We start from the raw sequence: 21,654 nt of genomic DNA, 5'->3' as shown, positions 1-21,654 counted from the left end.
TCAGCGGCACGGCTCTTTGAACGCGATCCGCACGCGCTCGATGCTCACCGGCGTGACCGGCCGGTCTCCTGCGCCGGTGGGCACGCGGGCGATGCCGGAGATCACGTCGCCCGGCTCGCACTCGCCGAAGGCCGTGTAGCGGCCGTCGATGTGTGGCGCCGGGGCGTCGAGGACGAAGAACTGCATCCCGTTGGTGTCGGGGCCGCGGTTCGCCATGAAGAGCAGACCGCGGCGATCGCTGTGGACGGACTCGTCGATCTCGTCCGGCAAGAGGAAGCCCGGCTCGCCGCTGCCGGTCCCGAGCGGATCGCCGCCCTGGATCATGAAGCCGGGGATCACGCGGTGGAAGCTCGAGCCGTCGTAGGCCGGGCGCGCGCGCCAAGCACCGCTCTTCGGCTCGCGCCACGGGCGCAGGCCGCGCGCCAGACCGACGAAGCTCGCGACCGTGCGCGGCGCCACCTGGTCCCACAGCGTGCACTCGAGGTCGCCCTCGGAGGTCTCGAGCGTCGCCACGAGCGGCCAGCCGCCGCTGAGCTCGCGGATCGCGTCGGCCAGCTCGAAGCGCCCGCCGAGCGGGTCGTCCGGGCTGGGGGCCACCTCCCTCGGGGGACGGATCGGCCTTGGCTCGCGGACGGCCGGCGTGCAGCTCGCAGCGCGAGGCTCGGGGGCGGTCTCGGCCGGCTCCGCGGGAGTCGCGACGAGCACCGTGCGCGGGGGAGGTGCGGGGGCTGGCGTGGCGCACGCGCTCGCGAGCACGACGGCGAACGCGCGCTTCATGGGCAGTGCACCAATCGCACGCGGTGCCCATCCCCGACCAGGAGCCCCCCGCCCGCGTAGGCCTTCGCCAGCGCGAGGCCAGTGAGCGCGGAGAACGCGGCATCCGCGCCGGCGAGCGTCTCAGGGGACCCGCTCGGCGCGAAACGCAACACGCGCTGGTGACCCGAGTCGGCGACGTAGACATTGCCGAAGTCGTCCACTGCGATGCCCATGGGTGCCTTCAGGGTGCCGTCACCACCGGCGAACGTGCTGACGTTCCCGCTCGTGTCGAGGCGACGGACGCGGTCGTTGCCGGTGTCGCTGATCCAGAGCACGCCGCTCGGATCGACCGCAATGGCCCAGGGTGCGTCGAAGCGAGCGCTCGCGCCGGCTCCGTCCGCCATGCTCGGGCTCCCGTCGCCGGCGAGCGTAATCACGAGCCCGTTCGGGGTCAGCTTGCGGATAGCGTGGTTGCCACGGTCCGCCACGAACACCACACCGCTCCCGTCCACCGCCAGCCCGGTCGGTTGATTGAAGCGGGGATCGGGTTCATCCATGAAGCCGGAGCTGCCGTCGCCGGCCAGGGTCTCGACCGAGCCGTTCACGACGCGCCGAATGGCATGGTTCTGCGTGTCGGCGAAATGAACCACGCCGGCAGCGCTCACCGCGACGCCTTCGGGCGCGGCGAGCTGGGCTGTCTCCGCTGCGCCGTCCGAGAAGCCCGAGACGCCGCTGCCTGCCCAGACCTCGCAGTCCCCGCCGTCGAACAGCAGGTTGCGGATGCGCTGGTTGTTCGTGTCGGCGACGAAGGCCGAGACGGTCGAGAACGCCGCCAGACCGTGGACGCCGTCGAGGAGGGCGATGCCGTTCGGCCCAGCGGAGCCTTCCTTGAAGCCGGCGCTGCTCCCGGCCAAGGTGGACACCTTGCGGTCCGGACAGGTCAGCGGAGCGCCGCTGGCCCCCGCGCTGCCGCCGCCGGAGGTGCCCGCGCTGCCGCCGCCGGAGGTGCCCGCGCTGCCGCCGCCGGAGGTGCCCGCGCTGCCGCCGCCGGAGGTGCCCGCGCTGCCGCCGCTCCCGCGGACTTCGACTCTCCACGCGTCGTCGGCGCACGAGCAGACCAGGAGGGCGCTGAGCAGGGCACGCAGGGTGCTCATGCACCTGCACTCCTCACGCGCGCCGCGATCCAGTCGTTCAGCTTCTGCCACTCGCCGTACAGCCAGCGTACCCGATCGGCTCGCGCCAGCGGGATCTGGCTGCGCGGGACGCGCCAGAGCTTGATCGAGACGCGCCGCCGCCCGAGCGCGTGACGGAAGATGTCGCGGACACTCGCGAAACCGTCCAAGCCGGTGTGTGCGAAGAACACTGCGTCGACCTCTGGGGCGGCGTCCAAGAGCGCGAGCGCGCCCCCGAGCCGGGGTGGGAGGACGTGGGTCAGCGACTTGGCCAGCGCGAACACCTCCGGCGCTTCGGTCTCCAGCTTGGCGAGCGCGCGACGGTGCTTGTTCGGGCCGAAGCGCGTGCCTTCGGGGTAGATCAACACGCCTTCGTTCGGTCCCAGGCCCGAAGCCAGCGCCGCCACTCCGCGGACGTCGCTCGCGTCATCGCCGGTGCGTTGCACGAAGTAGTTGGGCAAACGTTGCCCCGCCACGTCGAGGCAAGGGTCGATCAGGAGCTCGCGCTTGAGCACGAAACGCAAGCGGATGCCGTGCTTGGCGGTCACGAACACCGTGGGCAGCAGCGTGTCGATGACGCTGGCGTGTCGGATGAAGACCAGGTACGGGCCGGGCTCGAGCTCTTCGTCGCCCTCGAGCTCGAAGTCGAGACCGAAGAGCGCTGACACCGCGCGGAAGAGCGCGCTCGCCCAGGCCTCCTGTACCGCGAAGGTCGCGGCGATCAAGCGCTCTCTGCCGGCGGAGCGCGTGCGCAGCCAGACCCAGGCTAGCGCCGTCAGCCCGAGCAGCTGCGCGGCCAGGTAGAACCAGAGAAACGCGAGGATGCGGAGGCTGACCCAGGGCACCCGTCGGCGGAGCCAGCGCGTCAGATCGATCAGCGACGCGCCCAGGAAAAGCAGGGGCAGGAGGGTGGTCGCCAGGAGGAAGGCGAGGGTCACCGCCGGAATCGTGACCGCCCGGCGCCCCCAGCTCCCCGTCATGTCGCGAGCCCTACATTAGAAACGCCGCACGTACTCGAATGACATCCCGCCCGGCGTGCCGCGGAGCCCGGCGCTCGACTTCTGCTCCTTCGGGCCCCCGAACAAGATCAATGCGCCCCCACCGAGGAGCCCGACGCCGCCGGCGATCAGCCCGACGTTCGCGATGGTCTCCAGGCGCTTTCCGCTGTCCACCGTGTCGGCGTATTTCGGATCCGTGCAGCGCGTGCTGCCGCAGGCGTCCTCCAGCTCGCCGTATTTCGAGCTCGCCATCGAGCCCGTGACCGCGAAGACGGCGATGCCGGCGACGCCCACGCCGGCGAGGACGTAGCCCACGGTTCGCAGGCTGCCGCCCTGCTTGGCGGGAGGGCCGCGGTCGCGCGAGGGCTCCGGCGCCACGGGAGCGACCGCGGCGGGCGCCGCCTCCTTGAACACGAGCGTGATGGTCTGGGTCGCGCCGGCGGCGATCTGGATCTGCTTCTCGACCGCCACCGCGCCGTCGCCGTGGGCGCGGGCCAGCACGTCGCCGGGAGCGACGGCTACGGGTTGTCCGATCTGCGTCGCGTCGAGCGCCTTGCCGTTGAGCTCGACCTTCGCGCCGGGCGGCGGGTCCACGAGCGCGACGATGACCTTGCCCACGCGCTGATCCAAGAGGGCGAGCTCGGCCGCTGCCGCGTCGCGGGTCGGCTCGTACTTCGCGTCCGTCTTGGCGGCGTCGCGGGCGTCTCGGAGCGTCCGCTCGAGCTCGCCGTGAGCCTCCGGCAGCTGCCCCAGCTCGCGCAGCGCGCGCGCCACGTAGAGCCGAGCGTTCGGGCTGCCGGTGCCCTCCAGCGCGGCGCGGGCGAGCTCCAGCGCCTGCGCGTAGTCCTTGGCGTCGTAGGCCTTCTGAGCTTGCTTGAACTTTTCGAGCGCCAGCTTGGCGTCACCCAGGCACGGCGGCGCCGCGAAGATCAGACAAAGCAGTAAGGACAGGAACGAGACGAAGCGCATCACAACCCTTCGGGACGATAACCCGGAGCGGAGGGACGCGTCGGGCGCGAGCTCGGGGTCTGGGTCTTTTGCGCGGGTTTCGCGCTGGCGGAGGCCGGCGGCGCGGCGCTCGGGCTGGGAGCGGCCGAGACTTCGGGCTCCGGCTCCGGCTTGGCCGGCGCCGGCGGGGTCGGCTCTGGCGCGGCCTCGACGCTGGGCGCCGTGCTCGCTGCCAGGGTGGGCTGGACGGCCGCGGACTTCCCATCTCCCGAGCGCACGCCGAGCACGAGCCCCAGCGCGACGACCGCGACCACACCGGCGGCGCCGAGGCCGAGCCAGCGAGCCTTGCTCGTGCGAGCCGCCGCTGGGGTCGAAGCCACCAGCGCGCTCGCGTCGCCCGTCGCGCTACCCCGGGAAATGCCCGACGAAGATCCGCTCTTTGCCGGGCCGGTGTGGAGCTTGGCGGCGTCGATGGGCGGCGCCTTCACGTCGAGCGACAGGATCTCGGCCGCCACCTCGCGCGGCTTCGCGAGCGGTACGCCGGCGGCGGTGGCGGCCGCTTCCAGCGCGTCCGCGAAATCCACCGCGGTCTGGAAGCGATCGTCTCGCGCCGCGGTCAGTGCCTTCATGCAGACGTCGGAGATCTGGAGCGGGACGTCGCTGCGCACCTCCCGTGGCGCTCGCTGAGCGCCGGCCATGATCTGCGCGATGGTCTGGCCTTCGGTCTCGCCGCGGAACAGCCGGCGTCCGGTCAGCGCCTCCCAGAGCACGATGCCGGCGGCGAACACGTCCGCGCGCCGATCCACCTTGCCGGTGGTCATCACCTGCTCCGGCGCCAGGTAGGCGACCTTGCCTTTGAGCCCCGAGCCCTGGGTGGTTGCGAGGCGCGCGCGCGCGTGGGCCACGCCGAAGTCGGTGATGCGGGAGACACCGTCCGCGCCCACCAGCACGTTCTGCGGAGAAACGTCGCGGTGGACCAGGTCCAGATGATGCCCCTCCTCGTCCCGGAGCTCGTGGGCGGCGTGCAGCCCCTCGAGCAGGTCCACCACGATGCGCAGCGCGACCGGGATCGAGAGGTGCTTCTTGGCGCCGAGCGCCGTGCGCAAGATGGAGTGCAGCGCGTGCCCCTCGATGTACTCCATCACCAGGCACAGGCCGTCCTCGTTGCGCTCCACCGCCAGGGTGGGCACGACGTTGGGGTGTCGGATGCGCGCCGCGAGCCGCGCCTCGTCCAGGAACATGGACACGAAGTCGGGCTCGTTGGAGATGTGCGGGTGCATCACCTTGAGCGCGACCAAGCGCTCGAACCCGCCCTCGCCCCGCACCTTCGCCAGATACACGGTCGCCATTCCGCCCTGGGCGATCGGGCGAACGAGCTCGTAGCGACCGATGTGCGCCATCGCGCGGATCGTAGCCGAATGTCCCTGGGCTTGCCCACTTGCGCTGGCAGCTCGACGGAAATGCTAGACTCCGGCCTGCTCATGCCGAAGGTACGCTCGGGGTCTCTGCTGGTGCTTGCGCTCGCGCTCGGCCCGGCCTGCTCGCACGACTGGGACGAGTACGATCCTCGGCTCGGCAGCGGCGCGAGCACGGGCTCCGGAGGCGTCGCCGGGAGCGGAGCCAGCGGTGGTGCCGGGGCGAGCGGCGGCGGCGGAGCGCCGAGCGGCGGAGCCAGCGGTGGCGGCGGCACACCGAGCGGCGGAGCCAGCGGCGGCGGCGGCACACCGAGCGGCGGAGCCAGCGGTGGCGGCGGCACACCGAGCGGCGGCGGAGGAGCACCGAGCGGAGGTGGCGGCTCTGGCAACACCGGGGGTACCGGCGGCACCGGCGCGACCGGCGGTGGCGGTACCGGCGGCTCCGGCCCGACCACGCTCACCTACGTCGCGAACGTCGCCGACTGCGTCAGTCTCACCAACCCGGATCCCGACGCCTGTGAGGCCGGCAACCCTGGCTTCTTGTCGGTGGACAACGCGAACGACGCGCTCGCCACCTCGGACGCCGGCCCGGCGCCGGCTTCCGCCGGATTCTTGCGGTTCAATCTGGACAGCGCCTTTGCCGGCAAGTCCATCATCAACGTGGAGCTCGTGGTCCGCGCTGGCACGAGCACTGGGGCCGCCAGCGATCACACCGGCGAGGTCTGGACCGTGAGCCCGTTCACCCGGCCCGACTTGTTCAGCTCCGTGCCTGCGAAGGTCGCGAAGGTCGCCAACGATTTGGGCGCGGTCGCGTCCGGCGCGACCATCACCTGGACGATCCCGTCGAGCACGATCTCCGCTGGGGCTCCCGCGTGCTTCGGCATCTTCACGAACAGCACCAACGGCGTCGACTATCAGAACACCAAGGGCAACACTCCGCCCCGGTTGCTCGTCACTTATCAGTGAGCGTGGGCGCGCGCCAGGTGAGCGGTCCCAACGCCAGTTGATCGCCGTCCGCGTCCGCGCCGCGGGCGACCAGCACCTTGCCATCCGGCGCTAGCCCGAGCGGGCGCCCGGCGAACGCGCCCAGCACGCGGGCGCCCTCCAGGCTCAGCACCAAGGGGGCGGCCGCGACCAGCGGCGGTTCGACGATCAGGTCGAGCGTCGGCGCGAGCTTGCCAGCGATGGCGGTCTCGCTGCCGCGCTCTGCGTCGTGGAACAAGAGCCCCGTCTTGCGCCGTACCAGGCTCGTCGCGCCGTGACTCGCCAGCACGACGTCACCGGCGCCGAGCGGCAGGAGCTTCTGCTGGACGAGATCGAGGAGCTTGGTGTCGTTGCCCGGGTAGAGCGCGAACAGCCGCTCCCGCGTGCCTTCCACCTGATCCTGGCTCTGATGGGCGACGTCTGCGTCGAGGGGCAAGCTCGCCCCGCGCCGAACCAGCTCGAGCTTGGGACGACCCTTCGGCTTGGTACACGCGATCAAGAGCTGCTCGTTCGCGTGGTCCACCAGGACCACGCGGGCGCCGCACTTCTCTCCCGCGAGCTCCTCGCTCTTGCCGCTCTGCCTGAACGACAGCTTCCCCGACGGCTCCCGGACGACCCAGCCTTCGCCGAGCGTGGTCACGAACCCCGCCACCGTTTCCGCGCTTCCGCCTGCTAGCGGGAGCAGTCGCACCACCGGCTCGTCGCCTCGACCCACCCAGGCATCGTACGTGGTCACGGGCCCACGGCAGGGCGGTGCGCCGCTGCGAACCGGCGCGGGCCAGGTGAGCTTCTTGTCCCGATTCGTGTCGTCGACCACGGCGCGGACGATCACGAAGCGCCCGGTCGGCTCGAGCTCGATACGCCAAATGTCGCCGCCGCCCGGGTCGAGGGCGAGCTCCGCTCCGGTGGTCAGAGTGCGCACGACGACCCGCGCGTCCGGTCCAGTGCCCCGCAGATAGACCAGGCGCGTGCCGGACGGGTCGAAGGCCAGCGCGCGGTGTGGCCGAAACGAGAGCGCATCGTCCCGCGCGTCGAGGCCGAGGGCGCTGAGATCGGTCTCGGTGCCGGCGCGGGTGTCGAGCAAGACAGCCGTGCCCTCGCGGGAGACCACCAGCCAGCGGCCGCTGCCGTCCCGGCCGAGCAGCGCGTCGATGCGCTCGCCCGCCACGGCGCCCTTCGCGAGGAAACGCTCCAAGCGATCGCCGCCGAGCGCGCCGTTCTGCGCGACCTCGACCGACACCTTCCCGTCCTGATTGGTGTCCGTCCTCGCCTGGCAGAAGACCACCCAGCCGGCGTCCTGGGCCACCGCCTCCACTAGCACCGGGTGCGCGCTGCCGAGGTCGCCCTCCGGCGCGCGCGAGAGTGGCTTCGGCGCGACCGGTAGCGGCGCCGTCGCGCTCGGCGTCGCGCTCGGCGTCGCGCTCGGGTTTGGCGGCGGCGCGGGCCTCGGTGGCTCCGACTGGCGCGCGGCGCCGGCGCACGCGCCAGCGGCGAGGAGCGCGAGCCAAGCTGCGGGCCACCGGAGCGCGGACATCGCGTCGGAATCTCCGTCACGAATGGTCCCGAGCGCAAGCCCGGGACTCGATGCTAAGCTCCAACCGCGATGAAACGCTGGTGGGCTCCCGTGCTCTTAGGACCGCTGCTGCTCGGCTGCGGCAGCAAGGACAACATCTCGCTCAGCGCGTCGGTGAGCAACGTCCAGCTCAGCGTCACCGAGCAGACCCTCGGGACGCAGCTCAGCGGCAGCTTCGATCTGAACCTGGAGGTCGGCGCCGAGGCGGACGGCGCCGCCACGGTCGAGCTGGGCAGCTTCTCCCTGGCGGGCGACCAGGCCACGCTCGTCGGCGCGCTTCAGGTGGTGCCGGTCGGCGTGACGTTCCCGGTGACGGTCGGGAAGGGCCAGAAGAAGACGGTGGCCTTCACGCTGGACGATTCGGCGCTCCTTCCCGCGAGCGACAAGGCGGCCTTGTGCGCGGGCCCGGTTCACGTGGTGGGCGCCGTGACCCACAACCTGAACGGCGGCGAGACCCAGCCGCTGACCAGCAAGCCCGGCGTTCCATCGGGCTGCTGATGCGCGTGACGACGCGCGCCTACTTTAGCGCATGGCGGGTGTGGGTCACCGTGCGCACTTTCACACCGTTGACGGACCGCCGATGGTCGCGGTCTAGTGGAAGCCACACCGCAGGGAGGTACGAGATGGAGCGAGTGTGCGTGACGGCACGGTCTTCGCAGGGGGGGGCTTGGCGGCGGCGAATAGTTGCGCTCGGGTTTTGCGCAGCGGCGGTGGGGGCCGGCTGCTCGACGCGTGAGCCGGCGATGGAGGGGCCCAGCGCGACGAACGCGCAGGAGGTGTACGGCGCCGGTGTGGCGCCCGACATGATCTCGACCTCTGGCTTCGTAGCGCCGGTCGGGCAGATCTCGACCGGGTCGCTGGGTTGCTCCGGCACCGCGGTCGCTGACGACGCAGTCGTCACCGCTGCGCACTGCATGTGCAACTGGAGCACCGGGCAGTGGGTCGGGACGACGGGCGTGACTTTCAACTTGCCGCAGGCGGGCGGGTTCAATTCTTTGGTCGCGAGCTACTCGGTCCATCCGGCAGTGCAGTGTTCTCCGCTCTCGAAAGTCCCCCTGCTGGGCGTTGTGGATCTGGCGGTGCTGAGGCTCACCACGCCGATCCCGGTCAACGTCGTTCAGGACTACCCGCGCGTGCACCTTGGTCCGATGAAGGCAGATTGGGACTCGGGCAAGCTCAGTCCCTTCACCAGCACTGCGTACGGCGCGTTCGTCGTCGGTTGGGGCGGAACCGTGAAGTACGACTCGGCCGCTGGCGGTGGTACGCGCCGTTTTGGATCCGTGTCCCCCCATCCGGCGAAAGACCCCTGCGACAAGCCCGTGCTGGAAGGGCACTGCAACAACCTATTTGAGTGGGAGTCGTTTGTGAATCCCGCCTCCTGGGCTGTCACCGCCCAAGGCGACTCGGGAGGACCGCTCTACGTCACCGACACGGCCACCGACGCCCTTGTCGTGGCCGGCGTGTCCTCGGGCTATTACGACCCTGCCTTGAAGTGCTGCAAGGGCTGCCCGTGCGAAGCCAATCCCCCGCCGGTCCAAAACGTCTGGGCGCCGACGGGAGACGTCGGCTCCATCGGGAACCACACGTTCCTGATCGCTGCGCTAGGCGGGGACTCGGACAAGGACGGCCTTCCCGACGCCGTCGACAACTGCCCTCTCGTGAAGAACATAGACCAGCTCGACGAAGACGGCGACAACGTGGGCGACGTCTGCGACAACTGCCCCCCCTCGGCCTGCACGGGGTTTCCTCCGCTCTTCGCCACCTGCAAGAACCCCGCGCAGGCGGACTGGGACGGGGACGGGCTCGGCGACACCTGTGACCTCTGCCCCGAGACGCCGAAGAGCGGGGGCTTCCCGCAGGGCGACGACGACGGGGACGGCGTCGGGAACGACTGCGACACGTGCGCCACCTCGAGCGGGTATTCGGGCTGCTCGCAGAACGGCCAGTGCGCTGCGAAGAACGCGGGGTTCTGCGTCTTCGATCAGCCCCTGGGTCCATTCGTGCTGGGACGCTGCAGTCGCCCGGACGACAGCGACGCGGACCAGATCCCCGATGCGTGCGACACCTGCCCGGGCTTCCCGAACGCCTCCACCCTCAACACCAACGACCTGGCTGAAGAGCGCGAGCGCATCTGGAATCCGTCCGTCGCCATCCTGGCCGACGACTGCGATCCGGTCCCCATCGTGCGCGTCCCGGTGCAGAAGCCGATCGTCATGGACTTGATCAGCTACGACAACCTCGACACCAGCAACGGCACCGGCCCGGACGAGGCCGTGGACATCCCGCAGGAGAGGTGGCTCGGCAAGCAAACGCCGAGCGAGCCCGTGGGCAGCCCGCTCTCGGAGACATGGGGCTACCGGGCGTGCGACTGCTTCGCGCTGGACGGCACCCCGAGGCCGCTGAAGGAGTGTGTCGGACTGTCCACTCAGTGCCCCTATGGTGCCCCCGTCGGCGATCCGGCCTGGACAATCCCAACAATCACGCTGACCAATGGCACACCGTTCCTGGACTCGAACGGCATGACGCTGCTCCCGGGATCGTTCTCGCGCGGCTCGGCCCAGGCGATGACGCTGAGCTGGCGGTGGCGCGACGACGTGAAGAGCGGGAAGGTTCCGGGGGACGGCACCTGCGGCGCAACCGTGCAGTCCTGCAAGGCGCACGTGGCGCTCTTCACGACGACGCAGGGACCGGACGCGAGCCCTCGCGACGCGAGCGCGAAGCTCCGCGACGTGTTCCAGATCGTCGACGGGCCGGCGATCAAGACCTTCCTGCCGATCCCCAACGCGTTCCTGCCTACGGCGTGCTCGTTCGTTCCGTGTCTCGAGTGGTATAATCCCAAGCTCTACCTCTTCGACCCCGCGCTCGACGACTTCTCGCAGGCGTTCGACGGTCCGGTGCTGCTCACCAAGGTGGGGAGCACGATCGCCGCGCTCGCGCAGCCGGCGAGCCACGACCTTGGGGGCGCCATCGCGCCGGCGGTCGCGGCGCTGGTCGGGGATCCGACCCGAATGTGGCTGACTCCCGTCGAGCCGGCCCGTCGGGTGCGGAGCTTGCCGCAGCGAGGCGGCGTCCAGGCCGTCTCGTTCCCACGGGACTTCACCTCGACCGCGCGCATCGACGTCGTCGTTGCCACTCGAACCGGACTGATCGCGGACCGGCGCATCGACGACGGCGGGATCTCCGCCGCAGCGGCCGCCGCCGAGCCGGGCCTCCGGGCGCGCAGCGACGTGCGCGCCGTTCTCTCCGGTGTCGAAGAGGCCGTCTACATGGTGGGGGGCCGGGAGGACGACGGCCTGCCGAGCCAGGCCATCTGGCGGTACACCATCGCCGACCGCGCCTGGAAGATCGTCGCGGAGCACGCCTCCGTCGCGCCCTCGTCCCGGGTGCTCGCCGTGACCTACGACGAGCCCCGCGGGAAGCTCTACGTCCTCGATATCGATGACGAGCCTCTCCCGGGCAACAAGTCGAGGGCGCGCCTCGCGAGCTACGACGTCCGGGCGGGCACCGCGGAGCAGCTCGCGACCTGGCCGTTCGCCGGCGTCTACGAGCAGCTCTGGCTCGCCGCCACCGAGGACGGCAGCGTGCTGCTCTTCGGCGCGAAGCAGCAGACCTACAAAATCTGGCGGCTCCAAGCGAAGCCAGCCGGCGTCAAGTACACGGGCAATCACACCGGAGTGGGCAGCCTGCTCGGCCAACCCACCATGGGCGAGCGCGATCCGGTGATCGCGGTCAAGACTGGCGCGGGGATCCTCGCCTACCGCACCCTCTCCCCCGGCGACTTCTCTGGTCCTCAGCCGTGCTCGGCGCTCTGACTTCGAAGTCGCGAGTCGTCCTCGCGCTCGCGGCGCTCGGCCTGCTCCGCTGCGGGTCCTGCACCAGCGAGCGCGACCGCCAACCCGCCGATGGCGGTGACGCCGCTTCCTCGGACGCGGCGGGGGGCTCAGGCGGCGCGATGGTGGACGCACCGGGCGGCGGTGGCTCCGCACCGGACGCGTCCGGAGGGGCCGGCGGCAGCGGCGGCATGCTCAGCGACGCGGGCCTCACGCCCGAGCAGGCCTGGCTCGCGGATCCGGAGGCGTGGCTGCCCGTCCCCGGAACGGAGTTCACGCAGCCGCTCTGCCCCGTCTTCGAAGCGAAGGAAGGCGACATCGGGTTCGCGAAGCTCGGGTGGCAACCTTGCGGCGCGGGGTGTGAGAGCACCCTCCTCGGCGAGGGCTACGGTGAGAAGGGCGCACTGCCGACCGCGACGACCTACGAGCTCGCTGGCGGCGCCTCGGCGTTCCTGACCTACGATTTGTCGGTGAAGACGCCGTCTGTCTGGCACTATCTCCGGCGAGTCGTGCGCCTCGACGACGGCGCCACCGTGGGCGTGCTGGACGGCCGGAGGAAGCCCAACGCCGCAATCGACACGTGCGTGTTTGGCAACGGCCGCGAGAGCGCCCGGGCCAACGCGCTACTCGGAGGCGAGCCGGGAAGCGAGATGCGAATGGTCGCCCCCCTCGCCGGCGGACAGTGGATCTGGTCGCAGCCGGCCAAGCTCCAGGCGACGCTGCCCATCGGCCTCGTCGAGTTCGACATCGACGCCAGCGGCGGGGCGATGTTCATGACCGGCAAGGGCGGGGTGTTCGCGCTGCTGGATCCGAAAGTGAACAACTGGACTGCGCTCGAGACCCCCTCGACCTCCTCCCGCGGCGCGGGACAAGGGGATCTGGCGGTGTGGACCGACGAGCCCCCGTCGGGCCCGGTCCGGATCCGCGGCTGGGCAACCGACGGGAAGGGCGTTCGCACGCTGCTCGACCCGGCGCCGCCCGGGACCTGCCTGGTCAACGTGACGCCGTCGGCCATCGTGGGGATCACGCTGGAGGGTGGGGGCGGCTGCCAGAAGCCGCCCTGGGCTCCGAAGTCGCGCTTCTGGTGGGCGCCGAGGAAGTACGAGGCGTCGGGCGCTGGCGCCACTCTCGGACAGGATCTCCCAGGGGACGCTTTTGTGCCGCTGAGCGTCTTGCCACTCCGCGCGTGGGGAGCCTACGTCGCGGTTGTTCTAGGTACCGTCAACGAAGCGGGTGCGCTGGACTCGGACGCGTATTTTCTCATCACGAACATGTCGAGCGGAAAAACCTGGAGGCTCGACGCGGAGCCCGGCCATCGGATCCGCGATGCCGCCTGGACGATCACACCCAGCTACTTCTACTACGGAGACCAGGAAGCTGCGGACGGACCGCAGATCGTCCGCCGCATGTTCCGTCTGGAGCTCTCCAAGCTCGAGCAGTGGGCGAAGCCCCAGAACTGAGGCCGCGCCATGCTCCCCGCCCGCGCGCTGGTCTCGGTCATGCTCCTCGCGCTCCCCGCCCGCGCCGAGCTCGAGCCCGTCGTCGCGCACCCCGAGCGCGAGCCCAGGGTGTTCCCGCGGCGCTGGCTCGAGCTGTCGGCGCACGGCGCCGGCGCCGCGGCGGAGTGTTCGTCGCCGTGCGACGACACCAGCGCCTGGGGTTACGCGGCCGGGCTATCGGCCGTGCTCCGACCGAACCCCGACTTCGCGGTGGTCCTCGGCTTGCACCGGGCGTGGTTCCGCTGGCGACCCGAAGGGCGCGAGTCCCGCATGGCTCACGTCACCACCGAGCGGATCGGGGTGCGCGTGTACCTCGCGCAGACCCCGCGCCTGGACTTCTGGTTGGAGCCGTCGCTCTTTCGTTCGGTCTGGGGACCGTCGCACGACCTGCGCGCATCTCGCTCCGGCATGATCGGCGGCTACGGCGCGGCCATCGGGGTCGATGCCTTCGTGTGGGACCACCTGAAGCTCGGCGTGCGGGTGCAGTTCGACTCCGGCGGGGGTCCGATGGAGTCGAGCTCCGGCGGCGGCGCGGTCGCCCCGTCCGAGGAGCCGCTCGAGCCTCCGCCCGTGCGAATGATCCTTCAGGCCGGTCCGATGGTGACCGTGGTCTTCGGCCCGCCGAACGCCCGCGCAAAGTAGTCAGCCGCAGCTCGCCGGAGGTGGGGCTCTCGACCCCGCACTGGCCAACCCGCTCGCGCTTGGCTATTTCCATTCCATGGCACAGGTCCGGACCGACTTCGGCGACGCGGGCGACTTCAGCGGCGAGGGCGAGAGCCCGGAGGGACTGGGCGAGCTCGGCCGCGCGGTGAAGGAGTGGCGCTCCGGCGTCGTGGCGCCGAGCGCCGCGAAGATGCCGCCGCGCAAGCCGCGCTTCTCGACCTGGAGCGACGTCGAGGTCCCCGACCTGGTCACGCCCGCCGATCTGGACTTCGACTACCTGCGCGACCTGGGGTTGCCCGGGCAGTATCCGTTCACTCGCGGCGTGCAGCCGACCATGTACCGGAGCCGGCTCTGGACCATGCGCATGTTCGCCGGCTTCGGCACGCCGGAGCAGACCAACGAGCGCTTCAAGTACCTGCTCCGGGAGGGCCAGACCGGGCTCTCGACGGCCTTCGATTTCCCCACCCTGATGGGCTACGACTCCGACTCGCCGCGGGCGCTCGGCGAGGTCGGGATGTGCGGCGTCGCGGTGGACACGCTCCGCGACATGGAGGTGCTGTACGGGGACATCCCGCTCGAGCAGGTGACGACCAGCATGACCATCAACGGTCCTGCCATCGTCCTACTGGCGTTCTACGTGGCGCTGGCCGACGTGCGCGGGATCCCGCGGGACCGCATCGGTGGCACCGTCCAGAACGACTGCCTGAAGGAGTTCATCGCGCAGCACGCCTGGCTGGTCCCGCCGCGTCCGGCCATGCGGATGGTCACCGACATGATCGAGTTCTGCTCGCGCGAGGTGCCGCGCTGGAACACGGTCAGCATCAGCGGCTATCACATCCGCGAGGCCGGCGCGACGGCGGCCCAGGAGCTCGCCTTCACGCTGGCCGACGGCCTCGCCTACGTGGAGGCGTGCCTGGAGCGCGGTATGGACGTGGACGCGTTCGCGCCGAGGCTCTCGTTCTTCTTCGACGTGCACAACGACTTCTTCGAGGAGATCGCCAAGTTCCGCGCCGCCCGGCGCATGTGGGCGCGCTTCATGAAGGAGCGCTACGGCGCCAAGAAGGCCGAGAGCCTGAAGCTGCGCACGCACGCGCAGACCGCGGGCGTCTCACTCGCGGCGCAGCAGCCCTACAACAACGTGGCGCGCGTGGCGCTTCAGGCCCTGGCCGCGGTGCTCGGCGGGACGCAGTCGCTCCACACGAACTCGCTGGACGAGACCTACGCGCTGCCCACGGCGGAGGCGGTGACCATCGCGCTCCGGACCCAGCAGATCGTCGCCCACGAGAGCGGCGTCGCGAGCAGCATCGACCCGCTGGGTGGCAGCTACTACCTGGAGTGGCTCACGAACCGGCTGGAGCAAGAGGCGCTGGACTACATCCGCCGCATCGACGAGATGGGCGGCATGGTGCGGGCGGTGGAGAAGGGCTACCCGCAGCGCGAGATCGCGCGCAGCGCCTACGAGTTCGAGCGCAAGCTGAACGAAGGAGAGCGGGTGATGGTCGGCGTCAACGACTTCCGCCAGGAAGAGCCCGATCGCATCCCAACCTTGAAGATCGACGAGGCGGTCCAGAGGCAGCAGATCGAGGCGCTGGGTCGGGTGAAGGCCGGGCGCAGTCGGACCGAGGTGGCGGCCTCCCTCGAGGCGGTGCGCGCGGCCGCGAAGAGCAGCGACAACCTGATGCCGCCGATCATCCGGGCCGCTCGAGCCTATTGCACGGAGCAGGAGATCTGTGACGTGCTGCGCGAGGTGTTCGGGACCTACACGGACCCTGCAGAGTTCTAGCTCGACTCCAGCTGTCGTGGCATGGGCAGATCGCGATCCGCGACAGAGGCCGAGACCCACGAGAATTCCGGCGAGGCCGGCGCACCCCTTTCGTCAGGTGGGAAGTGTCGCCCCGCGCTTCCTGACGGCGTCTCCGAGCGACCGCGGCGCTGAACGCGGGCGTGAGAGAGCCAGACCCGAGGCGGTCGCCCCAGCCCCTCAGCTGAGCGCGCCGACTGCGGCACCGGCGGCGAGGGCGCCGAGCGCGATCAACACGACCGCCGCCACCCGCGCGCCGCCGCGAGCCTTGCGCGTAACCAGGAACTGGCCGAAACCGGCGGTGCGAAACCCGCCGAACATGTGGGTGCCCGTGCGCCACGCGACGAGGCCCGAGTAGATCCAGGCGGCTCCCGCCGCGATGAAGCCCGCCGCCCCGAGCCAGCGAGACACCCCGGTCAGCGCGGCACCGGCGAGGACGAAGGCGCCGCCGGCCGCGAACGCCACGGCGTGTCGCCGGTAGTCCACCAGCTCGGCAGCCTGCCGGTCGAGCTCGGCCTCTCGGGCCTGGAAGTCTTTGCCGGGCATGCCGCCAGGCTAGCACTTGCGTGCGTCACCCCGATGACGACGACGGCTCGTCATCGTCGTCGCGCCTCGAGAGGAAGCCCGATTGCGACAGGCTGGGCATGGTGTCGGAGCGCGGCGCCGGGCTTTCCTGGGGAGGCTCGATCGCGGGACGACGGCTGCGCGGCACGAAGATCTCCTCCGGCGCGGTCCTGGGCAGCGCGGGCGGAGTGACGCTCGCCCGGCGGATGATGCGATCGACCGCCTCCAGGGTGGGCTTGGTCGTCGGCAAGTGCGGGCGAGAAGGGTTCGTCGCCGCGGTGCGCCGAGGGGGCTTCGGCGGCGGCGTGGGAGCCTGCGGCAGCGCCGCCGCGCCGCCGAGGCGAGCCTCGAGTCGGACGCGATCGCCCAGCGCCTCGGACGCGAGCACGACCTCGTCCGTCATTCCCTGACGGGCGAAGCGCTGGGCAGCGCGCACTGCGCCGACGGTCAGGTGCCGGAGCAGGCGTGCGGTACGCGGGCGTCCACCAACACCCAGGAAGAGCACGAAGCCGTCGCGCTTCTTGGAGAGGTCGAAGCCGATGGGGAGGCCGACGAACAGGTGCTCCAGCGGCGCCTGCAGCCGCGCCACGGTGCCCATCAGATCCCCCGAGATGCTCATCGTGCCTTGGGCCAGGATGCGCGCGAAGAGCTCCGTCGCGAGCCGCTCGAGCAGCTGTCCGGTGCCGTCGCTGACCGCGGCGTCGAGGCCGAAGACGAGCTCCTCGGCGTCGGCCACGTCGAGGGTGTCCGCATGCGTCGCCGCGCGCAGCGCCGAGCGGACGCCGGGCGTGGACAGCCGGGGCTCGAGCCGTCGCAGCGCCTCGCCGACAGCTTCGGCGCGCCCATCGCGCTCGAAGCCCTCGACGAGATCGCGGACGAAGCGCGTTCGAAGCCCCGGCATCGCCCCAGTATAGGTTCGTCTGTCCCGGAAGAGAACTCGGCCCCGGGGCACCTCACACCTGGGAGGTGCTCGCCTCGCCCCGTTCGCCACCCAGCTGGAGCTTCGGGAAAAAAAGACCTACGGCGAACGCTGCCGCCGCCAGCGCGGCGATCACCCAGAACACCGGCGTGAGCCCGCCGGCGAGCGCGCTGGACAGCCGTTCCCGGTGGCCAGGCTCGAGCGCCCCGTCGAGCCCCGCTCCGGCGAGCAGCTTCGCCGTGTCCTCTGCCAAGGCCGGATCTCGCGACAGCGCTCGGGCCAGGAGCTCACCCAACAGGCCCACCGACAGCGCTCCGCCGATGGTCCGAAAGAGCATCGTGCTCGCGGTCGCCACGCCGCGCTCCTTGAACCCCACGCTGCCCTGTACCGCGACCAAGGTGACCGTGTTGGCGAACCCGAGGCCGACGCCGAAGAAGCCGCTCGCGATCCGAGGCACGTACGGGCTCGCGCCGGGGTGCAGGAACAACGCGAGGCTGAGCGCAGCCAGCGCCGTCACCGCGAGCCCGACCCGCACCAGCGGGCGGTACCCCAGGCGGCCGATCAGCCGCCCCGCCACGGCGCTCGCGAGCGGCCAGCCAATCGCCATCGGCGCGATGGCGGCCCCGGCTTGGGCCGGGGTGCCGCCGGTCACGCCCTGCACGTACAGCGGCACGAAGGTCAGCATCGACATGAGCGACGCGCCGATCAGCGCACCGAGCGCCGTTGCGATCCGGAGCAGCGGGCGCGAGAGCAGCGCGAGGGAGAGCACGGGCTCCGCCGCGCGTCGCTCGACCCAGACGAACAGCGCGGCGAGGAGCGCCGCGAGAGCCATGATCCAGAGCCTGGTCCCGCCGCGCGCGCCGATGAGCGCGAGCACGATGGTCGCGCCGAGCAGCGCGGCTCCCGTCACATCGAGCTTGGCGGCGTGCCGCTCGACCCGCTCGTGGAGGGCCGTGGTCAAAAGGACGGCCGACGCCACGCCGAAGGGCAGGTTCAGGTAGAAGATCCACGACCAGCCGAGGTGGTGCACGACCGCGCCGCCGACGAGCGGTCCGACGATGCCCGCCAGCCCCCACACGGTGCCGATCACCCCCTGCATGCGCGCGCGCTCGTGGACGCTGAAGATGTCGCCCATGATGGTGAGGCCCATGGACTGCATCGCGCCGCCGCCGAAGCCTTGGAGCGCGCGGGCCCCGATCAAGAACGCCATGCTCTGGGCCTGTCCGGCGGCCATGGAACCCGCGAGGAACAGCGCCATCGCCCCCAACATCACCGGTTTTCGCCCGTAGATGTCCGCCAGCTTGCCGCCGATGGGCATGCTCACCGTCGAGACCACCACGTAGGCGGTGAAGACCCAAGCGTAGAGCGAGACGCCTCCGAGGTCACCGACCACCGTCGGCATCGCGGTGGAGACGACCGTCACCTCGAGAGCCGACATGAACACCGCGAGCATCACGGCGACGACCGTGAGCGGGCGGTTCGTGACCTTCTGGAACGTCACGACCGAAGCCCCTCAGACGGCGCGGAGGGCGCTCTCGATGTCGGCGAGCACGTCGCCCTCTTCCTCGATGCCGACGGAGAGGCGGATCAGCGCGGGATCGATGCCCACGGTCTCGAGCTCGGCGTCCGAGAGCTCGAAGTAGCTCATCAGCGCGGGTTGCTCGATCAGCGTCTCCACGCCGCCCAGCGACGGCGCGATGGTGGCGAGCTGGCAGGCGTCGATCATGCGGCCGGCCGCCCCGCGACCGCCCCGAACCACGAAGCTGACGACCCCGCCGCCGCCCCGCATCTGGGCGCCCGCCACGGCGAAGGACGGGTGGCTCGGCAGCATGGGGTAGTAGACGCGCTCGACCGCCGGGTGGGCTTCGAGCATCTCGGCCACGCGGAGCGCCGTCGCATTCTGCTTTTGAACGCGCACCGCCAGCGTCTTCAGGCCGCGGCCGATCAAGAACGCCGCGTGCGGATCCAGGTTGGCTCCGAGCACGCTGCGCAGCTCGCGCAAGAGCGAGATCAGGTGCGTGGGGCCGGCCACGAAGCCGCCGAGCACGTCGTTGTGCCCCGACAGGTACTTGGTCGCGCTGTGGGCGATCAGATCCACGCCGTGCTCCCGCGGCCTCATGTTCACCGGCGTGGCGAAGGTGGAGTCCACGAGCGTGCGGACGCGGCCCTTGCTCTTGGCGATGCGGGACAGCGCCGTGAGGTCCGTGCAGTAGAGGTACGGGTTCGTGGGCGACTCGCCCACGCAGAGGCGAGTCTCCGGGACGATCGCCGCTTCCATTTCGTCCAGCGAGCCCGGGCCCACCAGCGTGTGCTGCACGCCGAAGCGCGCCAGGGTCTGCGTCACGAACTGCCGGGTGCGCCGGTAGCAGTCGCGGAACAACACTACGTGGTCTCCGGCGCGGGTCAACGCCAGGATCGCGGTCGTGACCGCCGCCATTCCCGTGGCGAAGGCGACGGCGTCGTCCGTCCCTTCGAGCGCGGCCACCCGCCGTTCGACCTCGCGCACCGTGGGGTTGCCGTAGCGGCCGTACTCCTCGCGCTCCGCGTCTCGATCTTCACCGCGCATGTAGCGCTCGAGGTCGGCGGTGTCGTCGAAGGTGTAGGTCGCGGTCTGCGCGACGCTCGGCGTCAGGGTGTGGTGCGGGCGGTGCGGATCGGTGCCCGCGTGCACCGCCTCCGTGCTGTTCGCTCCGCGCCGGGCCTCGTCCGCCATGGTCAAGAGCTCGAGAGCAGCTGGCGCACGCGCTCGGCGATGGTGTCCGCCGCCGTGCCGAGGGGCAGGATTTCGACCTTCTTCGGGTCGGGCTCGCTGCGCGGCTTCAGTTCGACGCCGCCGCTCTTCAGCGCCTTGGCGCCCACCGTCACGCGGAGCGGGACTCCTACCAGATCGGCGTCCTTGAATTTCACGCCGGGTCGCTCGTCGCGGTCGTCCACCAGCACGTCGATGCCCCGCTGCTCGAGCGCGCGCTCGAGCTCGCCCACGGCCGCCTCGACCTCCGGCTCCACGCCGACCTGCACGACGTGGACCTGGAACGGCGCGAGCGCCATCGGCCAGCGGATGCCGTTGTCGTCGTGGTGCTGCTCCACGCTGGTGGCGACCAGGCGGGACACGCCGATGCCGTAGCAGCCCATCACGATGGTCTTCTGCTCGCCCTTGTCGTCCAGGTAGGTGGCGCCCATCTTGCCGGAGTAGTGCGTGCCGAGCAGGAAGATGTGCCCCGCCTCGATGCCTCGGTAGACGCCGAGCGGTGACCCGCACTCGGGACACGGATCGCCCTCCTTCACGCTGCGGATGTCGGCGACCTGCCCGGTGAAGTCACGTCCGGGTTGCACGTGCTTCAGGTGGTGGTCCGTCAGGTTGGCGCCCGTGATGCCGTCCACGACGCTCGCCGCGCTCTCGTCCACCACCAGGGTGCCCGCGAACCCCACCGGGCCCGCGAAGCCCACCGCGGCGCCGGTGGCCTTCTGCACGTCCTCGGCGCTGGCCAGGAACACCTCGCCCACGCCCAGAGCGCGGGCCAGCTTGATCTCGTTGACCTCGTGGTCGCCGCGCACCACGGCCATGATCACGGCCTTGTCGGCGACGTAGAGCAGGCTCTTCAGGAACCTGTCGGGCGAAGCGCCGAGGAAGGCGCTCACCTCTTCGATGCTGCGCTGGCTGGGCGTGTGGACCTTCTCCGGCGCCGGGATCTTCTCCGGGTCGCCGGCCCGCGCCGGCGCTGGTGAGCTCGCGACCTCCAGGTTCGCCGCGTATTGGCACTTGGTGCACGCCCCGAGGAAGTCCTCTCCGCTCTGCACCAGCACCTGGAACTCCGCGCTGCCGGAGCCGCCGATGGCGCCGGAGTCCGCGTTGACCATGCGGTAGGTGAGGCCCATGCGGTCGAAGATGCGCGTGTAGGCCACCCGCATCGACTCGTAGCTTTCCCTCGCGCGCGTCTCGTCCACGTCGAACGAGTAGGCGTCCTTCATGCTGAACTCGCGGCAGCGCAAGAGCCCGCCGCGCGGCCGCGGCTCGTCCCGGTACTTGGTCTGAATCTGGTAGAGATTCTTCGGCATGTCCCGGTAGCTCTTGATCTCGTGCCGCGCGAGGTCGGTGATGATCTCCTCGTGGGTGGGGCCCAGGTGGTAATCGGTACCCTTCCGGTCCTTGATACGGAACAGGACCTCGCCGTAGAGCTCCCAGCGACCCGTCTCGCGGAAGTACTCGGACGGCAGGAGCGCGGGCAGGAGCACCTCCTGGGCGCCGGCGCGGTTCATCTCCTCGCGGACGATGCTCTCGACCTTCTTCAGCACCTTCACGCCGAGCGGCAGGTAGCTGTACACCCCGGCGCCGACGCGGCGGATGTAGCCCGCGCGCAGGAGCAGGATGTGGCTCGCGCTGGTGGCGTCGGAGGGGGCCTCTTTGAGGGTCGGAAGCAAGAGTCGGCGGTACCGCATGGCGCTCCGGCTCCTACCACGAACCCCGCGAGATCCCCCGTTCTTGACCAAAAAAGTCGGGTTAAACGATCACATTTGCAGCATGTTCCGAGCTG

17 protein-coding genes are annotated in these 21,654 nt (G+C 70.7%); 6 read left to right on the top strand and 11 right to left on the bottom strand.

Translation table 11 applies throughout. From position 1 onward, the window contains the following. From HS104_29305 to HS104_29285, 5 genes are read right to left on the bottom strand one after another with little or no spacing between them, the layout of a single operon-like run. Positions 1 to 777: a peptidylprolyl isomerase gene (locus HS104_29305; GenBank protein ID MBE7484053.1), complete on the bottom strand. Its 777-nt coding sequence runs from the start codon at positions 775 to 777 to the stop codon at positions 1 to 3. After that, the gene (locus HS104_29300; protein ID MBE7484052.1) at positions 774 to 1,910 is read right to left on the bottom strand and encodes a hypothetical protein; all 1,137 of its coding nucleotides are present in this window, start codon (positions 1,908 to 1,910) and stop codon (positions 774 to 776) included. The genes HS104_29305 and HS104_29300 overlap by 4 nt, the downstream gene beginning before the upstream one ends. After that, positions 1,907 to 2,908 (bottom strand): lysophospholipid acyltransferase family protein, encoded by a 1,002-nt coding sequence (locus tag HS104_29295; protein ID MBE7484051.1) that lies wholly within the window; start codon positions 2,906 to 2,908, stop codon positions 1,907 to 1,909. The genes HS104_29300 and HS104_29295 overlap by 4 nt, the downstream gene beginning before the upstream one ends. Positions 2,909 to 2,923: 15 nt before the next feature. Continuing rightward, positions 2,924 to 3,895 (bottom strand): tetratricopeptide repeat protein, encoded by a 972-nt coding sequence (locus HS104_29290; protein ID MBE7484050.1) that lies wholly within the window; start codon positions 3,893 to 3,895, stop codon positions 2,924 to 2,926. After that, positions 3,895 to 5,274: a serine/threonine protein kinase gene (locus HS104_29285; protein MBE7484049.1), complete on the bottom strand. Its 1,380-nt coding sequence runs from the start codon at positions 5,272 to 5,274 to the stop codon at positions 3,895 to 3,897. Before HS104_29285 ends, HS104_29290 begins: the two co-directional genes overlap by 1 nt. Positions 5,275 to 5,355: 81 nt before the next feature. Between HS104_29285 and HS104_29280 the strand changes: the two genes are divergently transcribed. Then, positions 5,356 to 6,255, top strand: coding sequence for a hypothetical protein (locus HS104_29280; protein MBE7484048.1), 900 nt, complete (start codon positions 5,356 to 5,358; stop codon positions 6,253 to 6,255). On the opposite strand, the gene HS104_29275 is transcribed toward HS104_29280, so the two are convergent. Further along, positions 6,242 to 7,807 carry a hypothetical protein gene (locus HS104_29275; protein MBE7484047.1) on the bottom strand — a complete coding sequence of 522 codons (1,566 nt, stop codon included), beginning with the start codon at positions 7,805 to 7,807 and terminating at the stop codon, positions 6,242 to 6,244. The two genes, HS104_29280 and HS104_29275, sit on opposite strands and share 14 nt — an antisense overlap. Before the next feature lie 69 nt (positions 7,808 to 7,876). On the opposite strand from HS104_29275, the gene HS104_29270 reads away from it, so the two are divergent. The 5 genes from HS104_29270 (at position 7,877) to HS104_29250 (ending at position 15,621) form a co-directional block, all read left to right on the top strand. Beyond that, a complete protein-coding gene (locus tag HS104_29270; GenBank protein ID MBE7484046.1) occupies positions 7,877 to 8,344 on the top strand; it encodes a hypothetical protein in 468 nt (155 codons plus the stop codon). A 245-nt stretch (positions 8,345 to 8,589) separates the two neighbouring features. Beyond that, positions 8,590 to 11,658: a thrombospondin type 3 repeat-containing protein gene (locus tag HS104_29265; GenBank protein ID MBE7484045.1), complete on the top strand. Its 3,069-nt coding sequence runs from the start codon at positions 8,590 to 8,592 to the stop codon at positions 11,656 to 11,658. After that, on the top strand, positions 11,643 to 13,136 hold the full coding sequence (locus HS104_29260) for a hypothetical protein (GenBank protein MBE7484044.1): 1,494 nt from the start codon (positions 11,643 to 11,645) through the stop codon (positions 13,134 to 13,136). Before HS104_29265 ends, HS104_29260 begins: the two co-directional genes overlap by 16 nt. A gap of 9 nt (positions 13,137 to 13,145) precedes the next feature. Next, positions 13,146 to 13,817 carry a hypothetical protein gene (locus HS104_29255; protein ID MBE7484043.1) on the top strand — a complete coding sequence of 224 codons (672 nt, stop codon included), beginning with the start codon at positions 13,146 to 13,148 and terminating at the stop codon, positions 13,815 to 13,817. 76 nt (positions 13,818 to 13,893) lie between these two features. Continuing rightward, positions 13,894 to 15,621, top strand: coding sequence for a methylmalonyl-CoA mutase family protein (locus HS104_29250; protein ID MBE7484042.1), 1,728 nt, complete (start codon positions 13,894 to 13,896; stop codon positions 15,619 to 15,621). A gap of 198 nt (positions 15,622 to 15,819) precedes the next feature. Here the strand turns inward: HS104_29250 and HS104_29245 are convergent, their stop codons facing one another. From HS104_29245 to HS104_29225, 5 genes are read right to left on the bottom strand one after another with little or no spacing between them, the layout of a single operon-like run. Further along, a complete protein-coding gene (locus HS104_29245) occupies positions 15,820 to 16,185 on the bottom strand; it encodes a hypothetical protein (GenBank protein MBE7484041.1) in 366 nt (121 codons plus the stop codon). Between the two features lie 25 nt (positions 16,186 to 16,210). Continuing rightward, positions 16,211 to 17,104 (bottom strand): hypothetical protein, encoded by an 894-nt coding sequence (locus HS104_29240; GenBank protein ID MBE7484040.1) that lies wholly within the window; start codon positions 17,102 to 17,104, stop codon positions 16,211 to 16,213. Positions 17,105 to 17,156: 52 nt separating this feature from the next. Then, on the bottom strand, positions 17,157 to 18,575 hold the full coding sequence (locus tag HS104_29235; GenBank protein MBE7484039.1) for an MFS transporter: 1,419 nt from the start codon (positions 18,573 to 18,575) through the stop codon (positions 17,157 to 17,159). A 60-nt stretch (positions 18,576 to 18,635) separates the two neighbouring features. Further along, positions 18,636 to 19,835: an aminotransferase class I/II-fold pyridoxal phosphate-dependent enzyme gene (locus HS104_29230; GenBank protein MBE7484038.1), complete on the bottom strand. Its 1,200-nt coding sequence runs from the start codon at positions 19,833 to 19,835 to the stop codon at positions 18,636 to 18,638. A 2-nt stretch (positions 19,836 to 19,837) separates the two neighbouring features. Continuing rightward, a complete protein-coding gene (locus HS104_29225; GenBank protein ID MBE7484037.1) occupies positions 19,838 to 21,559 on the bottom strand; it encodes a proline--tRNA ligase in 1,722 nt (573 codons plus the stop codon). Positions 21,560 to 21,654 lie beyond the last annotated feature (95 nt).

The sequence above is a fragment of the Polyangiaceae bacterium genome, from assembly GCA_015075635.1.
GTDB lineage: Bacteria > Myxococcota_A > Polyangia > Polyangiales > Polyangiaceae > JADJKB01.
The sequence above is the reverse complement of the archived record's forward strand: the minus strand, read 5'-3'. Positions and strand labels throughout refer to the sequence as shown.

What these genes read in the sequence shown, in the direction of transcription:
- HS104_29305 (MBE7484053.1), bottom strand. Translation starts at nt 777, where the DNA reads ATGAAGCGCGCGTTCGCCGTCGTGCTCGCGAGCGCGTGCGCCACGCCA.
- HS104_29300 (MBE7484052.1), bottom strand. Translation starts at nt 1,910, where the DNA reads ATGAGCACCCTGCGTGCCCTGCTCAGCGCCCTCCTGGTCTGCTCGTGC.
- HS104_29295 (MBE7484051.1), bottom strand. Translation starts at nt 2,908, where the DNA reads ATGACGGGGAGCTGGGGGCGCCGGGCGGTCACGATTCCGGCGGTGACC.
- HS104_29290 (MBE7484050.1), bottom strand. Translation starts at nt 3,895, where the DNA reads ATGCGCTTCGTCTCGTTCCTGTCCTTACTGCTTTGTCTGATCTTCGCG.
- HS104_29285 (MBE7484049.1), bottom strand. Translation starts at nt 5,274, where the DNA reads ATGGCGCACATCGGTCGCTACGAGCTCGTTCGCCCGATCGCCCAGGGC.
- HS104_29280 (MBE7484048.1), top strand. Translation starts at nt 5,356, where the DNA reads ATGCCGAAGGTACGCTCGGGGTCTCTGCTGGTGCTTGCGCTCGCGCTC.
- HS104_29275 (MBE7484047.1), bottom strand. Translation starts at nt 7,807, where the DNA reads ATGTCCGCGCTCCGGTGGCCCGCAGCTTGGCTCGCGCTCCTCGCCGCT.
- HS104_29270 (MBE7484046.1), top strand. Translation starts at nt 7,877, where the DNA reads ATGAAACGCTGGTGGGCTCCCGTGCTCTTAGGACCGCTGCTGCTCGGC.
- HS104_29265 (MBE7484045.1), top strand. Translation starts at nt 8,590, where the DNA reads ATGGAGGGGCCCAGCGCGACGAACGCGCAGGAGGTGTACGGCGCCGGT.
- HS104_29255 (MBE7484043.1), top strand. Translation starts at nt 13,146, where the DNA reads ATGCTCCCCGCCCGCGCGCTGGTCTCGGTCATGCTCCTCGCGCTCCCC.
- HS104_29250 (MBE7484042.1), top strand. Translation starts at nt 13,894, where the DNA reads ATGGCACAGGTCCGGACCGACTTCGGCGACGCGGGCGACTTCAGCGGC.
- HS104_29245 (MBE7484041.1), bottom strand. Translation starts at nt 16,185, where the DNA reads ATGCCCGGCAAAGACTTCCAGGCCCGAGAGGCCGAGCTCGACCGGCAG.
- HS104_29240 (MBE7484040.1), bottom strand. Translation starts at nt 17,104, where the DNA reads ATGCCGGGGCTTCGAACGCGCTTCGTCCGCGATCTCGTCGAGGGCTTC.
- HS104_29235 (MBE7484039.1), bottom strand. Translation starts at nt 18,575, where the DNA reads ATGCTCGCGGTGTTCATGTCGGCTCTCGAGGTGACGGTCGTCTCCACC.
- HS104_29230 (MBE7484038.1), bottom strand. Translation starts at nt 19,835, where the DNA reads ATGGCGGACGAGGCCCGGCGCGGAGCGAACAGCACGGAGGCGGTGCAC.
- HS104_29225 (MBE7484037.1), bottom strand. Translation starts at nt 21,559, where the DNA reads ATGCGGTACCGCCGACTCTTGCTTCCGACCCTCAAAGAGGCCCCCTCC.